At 55.6% G+C, this 13,001-nt stretch carries 9 protein-coding genes; 6 read left to right on the top strand and 3 right to left on the bottom strand.

Going from position 1 to position 13,001, the window contains the following annotated elements:
• The first annotated feature begins 137 nt into the window (after nt 1-137).
• From DDT52_RS14075 to DDT52_RS14100, 6 genes are all read left to right on the top strand, one after another.
• Nucleotides 138-992 carry an ATP-binding cassette domain-containing protein gene (locus tag DDT52_RS14075; RefSeq protein WP_210732714.1) on the top strand — a complete coding sequence of 285 codons (855 nt, stop codon included), beginning with the start codon at nt 138-140 and terminating at the stop codon, nt 990-992.
• Nucleotides 989-1,855 carry an ABC transporter ATP-binding protein gene (locus tag DDT52_RS14080; protein ID WP_136156911.1) on the top strand — a complete coding sequence of 289 codons (867 nt, stop codon included), beginning with the start codon at nt 989-991 and terminating at the stop codon, nt 1,853-1,855. The genes DDT52_RS14075 and DDT52_RS14080 overlap by 4 nt, the downstream gene beginning before the upstream one ends.
• 38 nt (nt 1,856-1,893) lie before the next feature.
• A complete protein-coding gene (locus DDT52_RS14085; RefSeq protein WP_136156912.1) occupies nt 1,894-3,138 on the top strand; it encodes an MDR family MFS transporter in 1,245 nt (414 codons plus the stop codon).
• A 13-nt stretch (nt 3,139-3,151) separates the two neighbouring features.
• Nucleotides 3,152-4,672, top strand: a complete 1,521-nt coding sequence (locus DDT52_RS14090) for an ABC transporter substrate-binding protein (RefSeq protein ID WP_136156913.1) — start codon at nt 3,152-3,154, stop codon at nt 4,670-4,672.
• The gene (locus tag DDT52_RS14095) at nt 4,669-6,447 is read left to right on the top strand and encodes an ABC transporter permease subunit (RefSeq protein ID WP_136156914.1); all 1,779 of its coding nucleotides are present in this window, start codon (nt 4,669-4,671) and stop codon (nt 6,445-6,447) included. Before DDT52_RS14090 ends, DDT52_RS14095 begins: the two co-directional genes overlap by 4 nt.
• Nucleotides 6,448-6,566: 119 nt before the next feature.
• A complete protein-coding gene (locus DDT52_RS14100; protein WP_136156915.1) occupies nt 6,567-8,027 on the top strand; it encodes an AMP nucleosidase in 1,461 nt (486 codons plus the stop codon).
• Nucleotides 8,028-8,081: 54 nt separating this feature from the next.
• Here the strand turns inward: DDT52_RS14100 and DDT52_RS14105 are convergent, their stop codons facing one another.
• From DDT52_RS14105 to fusA, 3 genes are all read right to left on the bottom strand, one after another.
• Nucleotides 8,082-8,501 carry a TraR/DksA C4-type zinc finger protein gene (locus DDT52_RS14105; RefSeq protein WP_136156916.1) on the bottom strand — a complete coding sequence of 140 codons (420 nt, stop codon included), beginning with the start codon at nt 8,499-8,501 and terminating at the stop codon, nt 8,082-8,084.
• Between the two features lie 162 nt (nt 8,502-8,663).
• Nucleotides 8,664-10,166 (bottom strand): glycine betaine/L-proline transporter ProP, encoded by a 1,503-nt coding sequence (proP, locus tag DDT52_RS14110; RefSeq protein ID WP_136156917.1) that lies wholly within the window; start codon nt 10,164-10,166, stop codon nt 8,664-8,666.
• A 495-nt stretch (nt 10,167-10,661) separates the two neighbouring features.
• Nucleotides 10,662-12,764 carry an elongation factor G gene (fusA, locus tag DDT52_RS14115; RefSeq protein ID WP_136156918.1) on the bottom strand — a complete coding sequence of 701 codons (2,103 nt, stop codon included), beginning with the start codon at nt 12,762-12,764 and terminating at the stop codon, nt 10,662-10,664.
• Between the last annotated feature and the right edge of the window lie 237 nt (nt 12,765-13,001).

The following is a 13,001-nucleotide window of genomic DNA, read 5'->3' on the forward strand; positions in this document are numbered from 1 at the left end:
ATGATCCCCGATAGCACAAGGGGAGCATGGCCATCGACAGAGGATAATGATGTAGCGGCAAAACATTTCCTTTGCATCATCTTGTCTTATTTTGTTATGTTATTACATATCAAACAACAGCTGTAGCGCGGATAAGAATGACCAGCAGGGACAGACAAAGGGATGCGATACTGCACATAGACAACCTGAGTTTGTCTATCGGCGGTGACATCAAAGTCAATAATGTCAGTTTCAGTTTGCATGCCGGAGAGCGCGTGTGCCTGCTTGGCGCCTCCGGTTCCGGCAAATCGCTGACTGCCCGCGCCGTCATCGGCACGCCGCCGTCCCATTGCCAGTTGGAAGGACAGATTTGGGTCAACGGCGAAAACGTCACGCATCGGCAAGCGTTGTCGCGTCCGGCCTCATGCCGTGTTTCCGCGATTTTCCAGGACTCCGCCACCGCACTCAATCCCCTGATGCCGCTGGGAAAACAACTTGCTCTGGCGCTGGGTACGTCATCCGCCAATGAACTCACGACACTGTTGGACTCAATGGGACTGGCCGATATTCCTCAACTGCTGCGGCGTTTCCCTGCCGAACTTTCCGGTGGGCAGCGTCAACGGATTTGCATTACGCTGGCGCTGTTGGGCAAACCGCGTTTGCTGGTTGCGGATGAGCCAACCACCGCGCTTGATGTGATTACCCAGCAACAGGTTCTACAGGTGTTACGGGAAAAATGCGCCGAGCCGACTGCGCCAGCCTTACTGTTTATCACCCATGATATCGCGGTTGCCGCCCAACTGTGCCAGCGCGGTCTGGTGATGGAAAACGGTCAGGTGATCGAATCCGGCAGCATGTTGCAGTTGCTGAACGCGCCGCAACAGCCTTACACCCGGAGTCTGGTTAACGCCGCCCGACGCGCCAGTGCGCTGTTGCCAATGCCTATGTTGCCGAAACCAATGTTGCCAAAACCAATGTCACCCAAACCAACGCAGGGAGCGCTCGCCGGATGAATTCCCCGCTGTATGCCGTGTCGTCACCTTTTTTAAGCATGAGTCACGTGAGCCGTTATCAGCATCGGTCGCGTTTGCCGTGGCAAAAAGCCGACTCGGCCACGGCGATTTTCCTCAATCTCTCCCTGCATTTGCAACGCCACGAGCGCGTCGGTCTGGTCGGCGCTTCGGGCTGCGGCAAGTCCACTCTGTTGCGAACCCTGCTGGCGCTGGAGGCGGCGGATAGCGGCACCATACACTGCGATGGTCAGCCGGTACGTCCCGGATCGGTGCATTCGCTGCTCTGGTATCGCCGCCGAGTGCAGTTTATTCCACAGGATCCGGCCGGCTCGCTGGCGCCACGTCAACGTGTGGAAACCTTGATTGCCGAACCGCTGAAGCGTTTGCGCCCCGGCGAATACAGCCCGGTGCGCGTGCGTGAGGTGATGGATCAGGTGGGGCTGAGCACTCGTCTGCTGGAAAGACCCGCGGGACGGCTTTCCGGCGGGCAGGCGCAGCGAGTGGCGATGGCACGGGCGCTGGTCACACGCCCCGACTTTCTGCTGGCCGACGAACCGGTCAGCGGGCTGGATTTACCGCTGCGCGAACAGATAAAAACATTGCTGATGCAGGTCACTTTGCAAAATAATATGGGTCTGTTGATGGTGTCACACGATATCTCAATGGTTGCGGGTCTGTGTGACCGCATGCTGGTCATGGATGGCGGCCGCATTATTGAAGATCGCCCCACGTCGGAGGTGTTGACCTCTCCCCAGCAGCGACACACCACCCAGCTATTACAAGCCATCCCGACTTTATACCCCACAGATTTCGCGAGGCAGGGCCAAAACGTTGTCGCTTTGAACAACGCCCCGGCAACGTGATGCAGGGTATAGCCACTCGTTTTAACGGATAACTTTTTATGTCAGACCAGATCGTCGAGCATCCTCCGCGGCTTTATCCGCCGTTATTACTGGGAAGCCAGTTAGTCTTCAATATCGGCTTTTATGCCGTAGTCCCTTTTCTGGCGATCTTCCTGCGTGATGATATGCTGCTGTCCGGCTGGGCGATCGGGTTGGTCATCGGGCTGAGAACCTTTTCACAGCAGGGCATGTTTTTGGTCGGGGGAGCGCTCGCCGATCGCTTTGGCGCGCGCGGCGTGATTTTGTGTGGCTGCGTGGTGCGGATCGGCGGCTATCTGCTGCTGGCGCTGGGCGATTCCCTCTGGCCGATTATTCTCGGCGCCTGCCTGACCGGCGTTGGCGGCGCGCTGTTCTCGCCCGCCATTGAAGCGCTGATGGCGCAGGCCGGCACACAGAGTGAAAAAGAAGGCAAACGCAGCCGATCAGAATGGTTTGCCCTGTTCGCCATTTGTGGCGAGTTGGGTGCGGTGCTCGGGCCGTTGCTGGGGTCGCTGCTGGCAGGATATGGTTTTCAGCGAGTCGCGCTGGCGGGAGCCGGCGTGTTTTTGCTGGCGCTGTTCATCCTGTTCTTCAACCTGCCGGCAACGCCGCGGCAACAGGCTTCGTTGCATATCGCCCCCTGGTGGCAGACATTCCGTCAGCGTCGCTTTGTGGCGTTTATCATTGCCTATAGCGCCTATTTATTCAGCTATAACCAGCTCTATCTGGCCTTGCCCGTCGAACTGCACCGCGCCGGCGGCAATGAAAAAGACCTCGGGCCGTTGTTTGTGCTGGCTTCCATTATGGTGATCGGTCTGCAACTGCCGCTGGCGCGCTTTGCCCGTCGTCACGGCGCTGCCCGTATGCTGCCGCTGGGGTTTACGCTGCTGGCGTCCTCTTTCGTCAGCGTGGCCCTGTTTGCCCACCTTAGCCCGCCAGAAGGCTGGCAGCGACTGCTGCCGGCGGTGTCGCTCATTACGCTGCTGACGCTGGGTCAGATGTTGATTGTTCCTGTCGGTATGGATCTCATTCCCCGTTTTGCCAACAACCACAATCTGGGCGCCCATTACGGCGCGCTGGCATCCATGGGCGGCGTGGCGGTTCTGGTCGGCAATTTTCTGCTCGGTGGACAGCTTGACCGGGCGCTCGTGCCGTCACCGCAGGCGGCGATCCCCTGGCTGTTGCTGGCGGCGGTGCCATTGTGCAGTGCGATAGCCATGACGCTGATTTGTCGTCCGTTTACTTCATCTTCCACGCCAAACTGATAAGGATAGTCCGATGAACATACGCGCTTCCCTCTGGTCCGTTTCCAGCCTGCTTTCCGCCACGCTGCTGCTGTCAGGCTGTTTTAATGAACCGGATGATACGCCCCCTGCGGCGAATGACAGCCGGCTGAAACTCGCCATGTTGCAACCGCCGCGCTCCGGTCTGACTCCGCTCAGCGACGATGCGTTCAAACTGTCCCGCTGGAGTATGGCGGAAACGCTGGTGGTGCTCGATCCGCTCGGCGAAACCCAGCCTGCGCTGGCGACCCGGTGGCAGCCCATCGACGATCGTTCCTGGCGTTTTGAACTGCGTCCCAACGTCCATTTTCACGATAACACCTCGCTGACCGCCGCCACCGTGGTCAATGCGTTGACCGTCGCCGCCAACGCCGCGCCGAAACCCCGTATTCTTGACGGCGTGCAAATGACCGTGGTCGCCGATGGCGATAATGCGGTGATCGTATCAACGGCCACCGCAGATCCCCTGCTTCCACAGCGCCTGTCCAGCCCACAGCTGGCCATTTTATCCGCCGGCGCCTATGGAAAGAACGGCGTCGTCAACCCGATCAATACCGGTAGCGGTCCTTTTGTGCTGCGGAGCGTGAATGGCACCAGCAGCGCTACGCTGGACAGATTCGATGGCTATTGGGGCGAGAAAGCCCAGGCCGGCGGGATTGATGTCAGCTTTGTGCCAGATGGCGCCGCTCGTGCCGCTGCGTTACGTACCGGCGCGGCGGATATCGTAGAAGCGATTCCGGTTTCCCAGGCGCCGCTGCTGGATCAAACGCTTATCCATGAAGTGCCGATGCCCCGAACCAACACGCTGTATCTCAATACCCGCGACGGCGTCATGGCCGACCCGGCCATGCGCGCAGCCGTTCGTGATGCCGTGAATCGTCAGCAGTTGGTGGACAACGTGTATGAGAAGCGCGCCGACGTGGCGCAAGGTTTACTTGGCCCCGCGCTACCGTGGGCCGCCTCGCTGCGCCAACCGGTGAGCAACCCGGTGCAAGCGGCCGCACCCAATGGCGCCGCGATCACGCTGGCGACGTTCAGCGATCGTGCCGAGCTGCCGGAAGTCGCCGTCTATCTGGCGCAGCAGCTCACTGCTGCGGGATTTTCCGTGAAGCAGGTGGTCCGTGAATACTCACAGATTGAAGCCGATGCGCTGGCCGGTAAGTTTGACGCTTTTATTTTATCCCGTGCGACAGTGCTGGATTCCGGCGACCCCGTTGCCTATCTCTACAGTGATTTCTCCTGTGAGGGATCGTTCAACATCGCCCAGCTATGCCGTCCGGAAATCGATCAAGCGTTACAACAGGCGGCGACGATCCCGGCCGGAGATGAGCGACGTAAGGCCATCATGCAAGCGGAGAACCTGATTCTTGCCAGCGACGCGGCGATCCCGATGTTGCATGAACGCGTTATTCAGGGCGAAAGCGCACAGGTACAAGATGCACTGCGCGACCCGCGTGAACGCGCGCTGATCGACACCTCAACGAAACGGGCTACGCAGGCAGACGCGCATCAATGAGTGAATCGTTATATTGCCGCACCTGTACCACGATCAGCCGCCAGCGTTACGATCGCTATGGCATTCTGATCCCGCTGTTTTCGCGCCTGCTGACGCTGGCAGGGATCGTTGCGTTGATTGGCATGCTGCCGTGGCTGTCAGGGCAGGACCCCGCACTGGCCCTGCTGCGCGCCCGTTCCGGCGATCAGGAAGCCACTGAGGAAACGTTGAATGCAATCCGTCAGTCGCTGGGATTGGATCAGGGACCGGTGCATTTGCTGCTTAACTGGCTTGGCGGGTTGCTGCACGGCGATGCGGGAAATTCATGGGTGTCCGGGCGTCCGGTTCTGCCGGGAATGTTGCAGGCCACCGGCGTCTCGCTGACGTTGATGCTCTCTTCCGCGCTGGTGGCATTCTCACTGGCAAGCGCCCTGTGCGCCACGACCTTTATGCAGGGTTTGCGCGGCCAGTCGCATCGATCTAACGGTTTGTTTGCCGCATTGTTCACCGCCCTGCCGGAATTTTTGTTGGCGTCATTTTTATTGATTACCGGCGCGGTCTGGCTACGCTGGTTTCCCCCTTATGGCTGGCAGGGGCTGCACTCTGCCGTGCTGCCTTCACTGGCGCTGGGTATTCCGGCTGGCGGCTATTTGGGCCGCATTTTCGCCGATGCGCTGGCGGCAACATTCAGTGAAAACTGGCTGACCACCTGGAGCGTGGCGGGCATTGGTCGCCGGCATATTGCGCTGGCGGTACTAAAACGAACATTAGCCAGCGTCATGCCGCTGGTTGGGCTGGTGCTGGTTTCCCTGACCGGAGGCGCGATTGCCGTAGAAAAAGTCTTCGCGATCCCCGGCTTGGGCCGCGCAACGCTGGGGGCGGCGGCGGCGCAGGATTTGCCGGCATTGCAGGCCGGCGTGCTTATTTTACTGTTGATTGCCGCCTTCGCCGGGATGGCGGCAGGCGGTATCCGTCTGCTGATCCTGAGACATGCGCTGCACAGCGGCGCCATGCCGATACCGGAAGAGAATCGGCTGACGGTATCCCGCTACGCCATCTGGCTTCCGCTGGTCTGTTTGCTGCTGTTGGCGCTCCTGGTAATCAGCGGACTCCCACGCGATCCCTATACGTCGGCGTTTCTGCGCTTGCAACCACCATCGCTTGAACTGCCGTTCGGGGCCGACGCCATGGGGCGCGACCTGCTGGCGCGGGTGGCGCATGGTACGCTCAACACCTGCCTCCTCGCGCTGTTGGTATCGTTGGCCTGTCTGGCGATGGGTTTGCTGATAGGGCTTTTTCCCCGCGGATTTACCGGTCCGATAGAGGTGACCAACGCCCTGCCGCCGGTAATTGCGGGCTTACTGGTTGCCGCGGTTAATGGCCCGACGGCAACGGGGGCAGCGATAGCGGTTATCGCCGTCAGTTGGGCGCCCCTGGCCGCCCACACCGCCGCGCTGGTCACCGAAATCAATGCCCGTCCCTACATTCGTCAACTGCCAATGCTCGGTGTCGGGCCGATCCGGCGCAGTCTGTTTTACGTCTTGCCTGCGCTGCTTGGACCGCTGTTTCGTCATGCCATGCTGCGTTTACCCGGTATTGCACTGGCGCTGGCGTCGCTGGGATTTTTAGGATTAGGCGCATCGCCACCCACGCCGGAATGGGGCCGCGTACTGGCAGAAGGCATGCCTTATATCGAACGGGCATTCTGGGGCGTACTGGCTCCCGCCGCCGCGCTCGGCATCCTGTCGATCCTGGCGGTTAGTGCGGCGAATCTTTCTGGTCGTCAGAAACAGTAAGCCGTTTATACTTCTCTTTAATTGAGCATTTCATCGCATCTTCGGTTAGCCTGTCGTGTAATAAAATCAATCGGGTTCACGGCAACACAGCGAGATAATAAATGTACGAAGGAGAAGATATGCGTAACAGCGGGTCCGGCGAAAATCTTACCGTAGCGCAGGCACTTGATAAACTGGAAGCGTTGTACGACGAGGCGGTCTCTTCCCTGCGCGATGCTATCGGGGAATTCATCAGTAACGGTAAACTACCCGATGCAAAAGCCCGTGCGGCAGGATTGTTTTCTTACCCCGAACTATGTGTGAAATGGAACGGTGAATCCACCGCCCATCCCCGGCATCGAGCCTATGGTCGTTTCACTCACGCCGGCTGCTTTGCCACGACCATTACTCGTCCGCAGTTCTTCCGTCAGTATCTGAGCGAACAGTTGACCCTGTTGGCCAATGACTATGCCGCCCATATTGAAGTGCGGCCGTCGCAGCAGGAAATTCCGTTTCCTTACGTGCTGGATGGTTCCGATCTGATTCTCGATCGGTCGATGAGCGCGGGCATCGCCAAACATTTTCCAACGACAGAGCTCTCGAAAATCGGGGATGAAACCGCCGATGGGCTGTTTCACTCCACAACAACCTCGCCGCTGTCGCACTTCGACGCTCTGAGGACCGATTTCTCACTGGCGCGCCTGCGCCACTATACCGGCACGCCGGTAGAACATGTGCAACCGTTCATCCTCTTCACCAACTACACCCGCTACGTGGATGAGTTTGTACGCTGGGCCTGCGGCCAGATTGCCGACCCGGAGAGCCCGTATGAAGCGCTATCCTGCGCTGGCGGTATCTACATCACCCCGGAGACGCTCAGTCCCGAACAGACGGTGTCCGATTTGGCCTGGAAGAATCACCAGATGCCGGCCTACCATCTGATATCCCGTCACGGCAAGGGGATAACGCTGGTGAATATCGGTGTCGGCCCTTCCAACGCCAAAACCATTTGCGATCACCTCGCGGTACTGCGCCCTCATGCCTGGCTGATGATTGGGCACTGCGGCGGTTTGCGGGAAAGTCAGGCGATTGGCGATTATGTGCTGGCGCACGCTTATCTGCGTGACGACCACGTACTGGATGCCGTACTGCCGCCCGATATTCCGATCCCCAGCATCGCCGAAGTTCAACGCGCGCTTTATGACGCCACCAAAACGGTGAGCGGTATGCCGGGCGAGGAAGTCAAACAGCGTCTGCGTACCGGTACGGTCGTAACAACAGACGATCGCAACTGGGAGCTGCGCTATTCCGCTTCCGCGCTGCGCTTTAACCTCAGCCGCGCGGTCGCGGTCGATATGGAAAGCGCCACCATCGCGGCACAGGGTTATCGTTTCCGGGTACCGTATGGCACGTTGCTGTGCGTTTCCGACAAACCACTGCATGGCGAAATTAAATTGCCCGGTCAGGCAAACCGTTTCTATGAGGGCGCCATTTCAGAACATCTGCAAATTGGCATTTGCACCATCGGTTTACTACGAGCGGAAGTCGATCAGCTGCACTCCCGCAAATTACGCACCTTCAATGAGCCGCCGTTCCGGTAAACATCATGGGCAGTAAACCCACAGGTTTACTGCCTCAGACGGCTACATGTCCGGTTAGCGCCGATGCAATGACTCTTTAATTTCCTGCGTTTCTTTAGCATCAATGCTCAAATCCGCCGTGGGCCTTAATAACAGGCGCGGTAATCCGATAGGCTCACCCGTTTCACGACAATACCCATACTCTCCCTTACTGATGCGCTGTAGGGCCGCATCAATCTTGGGGAGTAGCCGGCTTTCACGATCGATCTGCCGGAACAGCATTCTCAACTCTTCTTCCCGCATGGACTTATCACCTTCGTCGCCGCGCTGTTCACCCAGTTGAATACTGTCTTTCAGTTCATCAATATGATTCAGGAGCGTAATCCGTTCATCCACCAAACGTTGTTTAAAAAAAGCCAACTGAGTCTGGTTCATGTAATCTTCTTTTGGCATGGCCAAAATCTGTAATTCTTCTTTTTGTGTCGTTTTTGGCATCGCGATCTCCCAAGATAGAATCCATTAGACTGTTATGTTATAACATTTAAAGCGTGAATTGACAGGTCATCGCCATACAAAAACACACTTCGTTTCTATAACGCAAAAGCCACTCCCTACGAAGTGGCTTCTTTCTGATTAAGGCACTCGTTTGTCATTACCCTAATTGATTTTAGGATGCTGATCGATGAGCGCGGTCCTTTTTTGCTCCAGCGCCGCAATCTGCCCGTCAATTTCTTCTATTTTCTGTTCAATATTATCGAACTGTTCCTGTAACAGCTCTTTGGCCTCAGCCCGATCGGACGCCGCGGGCGTGGCCCCTTTCAATGGCCGGTTCGCGGTTTCCCTCATCGACATTCCCGTGATCAGTCCAATAATGCCGATAACCATCAAATAATAAGCGGGCATATAGAGATTACCGGTTGATTCAACCAGCCATGCCGCCGCCGTTGGCGTAAAACCGGCGACCAGCACGGATATATTGAAGGATATCGCCAACGCACTATAACGAATATGTGTCGGAAACATCGCTGGCAGCGTCGATGCCATCACGCCGGTAAACGAGTTCAGCAACACCGCCAGAATTAACAAACCGCAGAAAATAAGCCCGATGACATCGCTGTTAATCAAAATGAAACCAGGCACCGACAACAGTAAAAGGCCAATACTGCCGCAGATGACAAACGGCTTACGCCCATATTTGTCGCTCATTAATCCCATCACCGGCTGTACAAACAGCATACCAATCATGACCGCAATAATAATCATGACGCCGTGGTCTTCGGGATAATGCAGACTATGCGAGAGATAGCTCGGCATATACGTCAATAACATGTAGTAAGTCACGTTGGTGGTGATCACCAACCCCACACAAACCAGCAAACTGCGCCACTGTTTGGTGGCGATTTCCCGGAAAGAAATCTTCGGCGGCGACTGAAGGCTGTCTTTTGAGTCTTTATCAATTTTGTCCACATGTTGTTGAAAGGTCGGCGTTTCTTCCAGCGCATGACGCAGATAAATACCAATCAGCCCTAATGGCGCGGCGATAAAGAAAGGAATACGCCATCCCCAATCCAGAAAATCCCTTTCTCCGACAATCGAGGAAATTAATACAACAACCCCTGCCCCCATGACAAAGCCGGCAATCGAACCAAAATCCAGCCAGCTGCCTAAAAAACCGCGTTTTCTGTCCGGCGAATATTCCGCTACAAAGACAGCGGCTCCGGTATACTCCCCACCGACGGAAAAACCCTGCGCCAGTTTTGCCAACAGCAATAATATCGGCGCCCAGATGCCAATGGATGCGTAAGACGGGATCAGCCCGATACAAAAGGTACTCACCGCCATAATAATAATGGTTATCGATAGCACTTTCTGGCGACCGAATTTATCTCCCATGGCGCCAAAAAATATCCCGCCTAGCGGTCTGACGAGAAAAGGAACAGAAAACGTTGCCAGTGCCGCAATCATTTGCACACCGGGATCGGCGCCGGGAAAAAATACCTGACCAAGCGCATAAGCCACAAATCCATAAACGCCAAAATCGAACCATTCCATCGCATTTCCAAGCGCAGCCGCTGTGATGGCTTTTTTCAGCTTGGTATCATCAATGATCGTAATATCCTGTATTTTCATTGGCTCATTGCGTTTCTTTTTTAATCTCATTCATCATTTCCTTTTGTTTAAAGGATGACTATTTTGGTCAATACTCTATAGATTTCAATGCACAGGCGGCAGCGACCAGGAACCCGTCCAGATAATCAGATTACGCAGGGACGAAGAGACGCTAAAAAACCCACACACCTGGAATTTGAAAAATAGAGAGATAAGACGAAATATACCCGTCGTCATAATAGTCATTTTCAAAAGCTATCTGATTATATAGGATTTTAAAAATTCGAGGAAAATAAACACCCAATAGTTGAAAATAACGTCAGATAATACGAGAAGAAATAAATAATAAGGAAATAGTTTATTATAGAAATAATAAGGGTAAATAACAGATAACAATATATCCATAGATTGCGGGATGCAGAAGTCAGACCTTAACGCGCCCGGTCAAAGGCGCGTTGAGAAGGTCTGGCTGATGACTTCATTTCGGGATCTATCGTGCCCGACAGCGTGGACCCGACCCTATCCCTTCCGCCGGCAAAGAAACGGCTAGCGGGAACTTCTTGCCGCAATAATTTCGTCCATCACGTTGCGCGGTGCCTCCACGTAGTGTTTGAATTCCATTGAGTAGGTTGCACGCCCCTGCGACATTGATCGCAACGATGTCGAATAACCGAACATCTCCGACAGCGGCACTTCGGCACGGATAATCCGTCCGGCGATCATTTCCTCCATGCCTTGCACCAACCCCCGGCGGGAAGAGAGATCGCCCATCACGCTACCGGCATACTCTTCCGGCGTTTCGACTTCCACTTTCATCACCGGTTCAAGTATCACCGGGTTAGCGCGTTTAACCGCATCGCGGAAGCCAAAAATAGCCGCCATTTTGAACGCCATTTCCGAGGAATCCACCTCATGGTAGGAACCAAACGTCAACGTGACTTTGACATCCACGATCGGATATCCCGCCAGCACGCCGGTCATCATCGCCTCACGCACGCCCTTTTCAACCGACGGAATAAACTCACGCGGAACCACGCCGCCCTTGGTTGCATCTTCGAACGTAAAACCTGTACCGGCCGCCTGCGGCTCAACCGTCAGAACAACATGTCCGTACTGGCCTTTACCCCCCGACTGGCGCACAAATTTCCCTTCGACGTCCACGACCTTGCTGCGTATGGTTTCCCGATAGGTCACCTGGGGTCTGCCGATATTGGCCTCCACGCCGAACTCGCGTTTCATACGGTCAACAATAATCTCCAGATGCAGTTCCCCCATACCGGAAATAATCGTCTGGCCGGATTCCTCATCGGTTCTGAGCCGGAACGACGGATCTTCTGACGCCAGCCGTTGCAGCGCGATCCCCATCTTTTCCTGATCGGCCTTGGTTTTCGGCTCGATAGCCAGCGAAATCACGGGTTCGGGGAACTCCATACGCTCCAGCGTCAACACCGAATCGGGATCGCACAGGGTTTCGCCGGTGGTAACCTCTTTCAGCCCCACGCAGGCGGCAATGTCGCCGGCCCGAATTTCATCCACTTCATGGCGGGCATTAGCATGCATCTGGACAATACGGCCAATACGCTCCTTCCTGCCTTTCACCGGATTGTAAACGCTGTCCCCTTTTTTCAGCACGCCGGAGTAGACCCGGACAAAGGTCAACTGTCCGACATAGGGGTCCGTCATCAGCTTGAATGCCAGCGCCGAGAATTTTTCATTATCGTCCGCATGACGAACCGCTTCATTCCCTGCCTCATCGACGCCACTGACCGGCGGAATATCCAGCGGCGACGGCATCAGCTCGATGATGGCGTCCAGCATGCGTTGTACGCCCTTATTCTTGAAGGCCGAGCCGCAAAGCATGGGCTGAATTTCACCCGCGATGGTACGCGTGCGCAGACCAGCGGTGATTTCCTCTTCGCTTAGCGCCACCCCGTCCAGGTATTTCGTCATCAGGTCATCGCTTGCCTCTGCCGCTGCCGTCACCATTTTTTCACGCCATTGCTGCGCGGTTGCCAGCAACTCATCGGGGATCGCCTCATAGCTAAAGGTCATCCCCTGTGAGGCTTCATCCCAAATGATGGCGCGCATCTTGAGTAAATCGACCACCCCGGTGAAGTGTTCTTCACCGCCAATCGGGATCACAATCGGCACTGGATTGGCCTTCAGCCGATCGATCATCATCTGGCAGACACGGAAATAATCGGCGCCGGGACGGTCCATTTTGTTAACGAATGCCAGTCGCGGAACATGGTATTTATTCGCCTGACGCCACACGGTTTCAGACTGCGGCTGAACCCCGCCGACGGCGTCGTACACCATGACCGCGCCATCCAGCACGCGCATTGAGCGTTCCACCTCAATGGTGAAATCCACGTGTCCGGGGGTATCGATAATATTGATATGGTGTTTGGGATAGCGATGATCCATCCCCTGCCAGAAGCAGGTTACCGCCGCCGACGTGATGGTAATACCGCGTTCCTGTTCCTGCGCCATCCAGTCAGTTGTTGCCGCGCCATCATGAACTTCCCCCAGCTTATGGCTCACCCCGGTATAAAACAGGATGCGCTCTGTTGTGGTGGTTTTACCTGCATCGATATGGGCAGAAATACCAATATTACGATAGCGTTCAATGGGGGTTGTGCGAGCCATATAAAAATCCTTAATTAGTGACACTAATTCTGGGCTGGCAGCTAACTGTCTGCGGCAGAACTCGATTTGATACCGGTCATTATTATAGTACAATTGTACGAGTATATACGAACAGTATATTTAATAGGTTTTCTCTTACAGCATGGCACATTGATAGGGTATTCGGTATATTACCGCTCCGCCGGAAAAATCCCGCTTTCATTCCGGTTGGTTATTTACCACGTTGATTCTTCCACA

The organism is Brenneria roseae subsp. roseae (assembly GCF_003115845.1).
Classification (GTDB): Bacteria; Pseudomonadota; Gammaproteobacteria; order Enterobacterales; family Enterobacteriaceae; genus Brenneria; species Brenneria roseae.

What these genes read in the sequence shown, in the direction of transcription:
- DDT52_RS14095 (WP_136156914.1), top strand. Translation starts at nt 4,669, where the DNA reads ATGAGTGAATCGTTATATTGCCGCACCTGTACCACGATCAGCCGCCAG.
- DDT52_RS14080 (WP_136156911.1), top strand. Translation starts at nt 989, where the DNA reads ATGAATTCCCCGCTGTATGCCGTGTCGTCACCTTTTTTAAGCATGAGT.
- DDT52_RS14105 (WP_136156916.1), bottom strand. Translation starts at nt 8,501, where the DNA reads ATGCCAAAAACGACACAAAAAGAAGAATTACAGATTTTGGCCATGCCA.
- fusA (WP_136156918.1), bottom strand. Translation starts at nt 12,764, where the DNA reads ATGGCTCGCACAACCCCCATTGAACGCTATCGTAATATTGGTATTTCT.
- DDT52_RS14075 (WP_210732714.1), top strand. Translation starts at nt 138, where the DNA reads ATGACCAGCAGGGACAGACAAAGGGATGCGATACTGCACATAGACAAC.
- proP (WP_136156917.1), bottom strand. Translation starts at nt 10,166, where the DNA reads ATGAGATTAAAAAAGAAACGCAATGAGCCAATGAAAATACAGGATATT.
- DDT52_RS14100 (WP_136156915.1), top strand. Translation starts at nt 6,567, where the DNA reads ATGCGTAACAGCGGGTCCGGCGAAAATCTTACCGTAGCGCAGGCACTT.
- DDT52_RS14090 (WP_136156913.1), top strand. Translation starts at nt 3,152, where the DNA reads ATGAACATACGCGCTTCCCTCTGGTCCGTTTCCAGCCTGCTTTCCGCC.
- DDT52_RS14085 (WP_136156912.1), top strand. Translation starts at nt 1,894, where the DNA reads ATGTCAGACCAGATCGTCGAGCATCCTCCGCGGCTTTATCCGCCGTTA.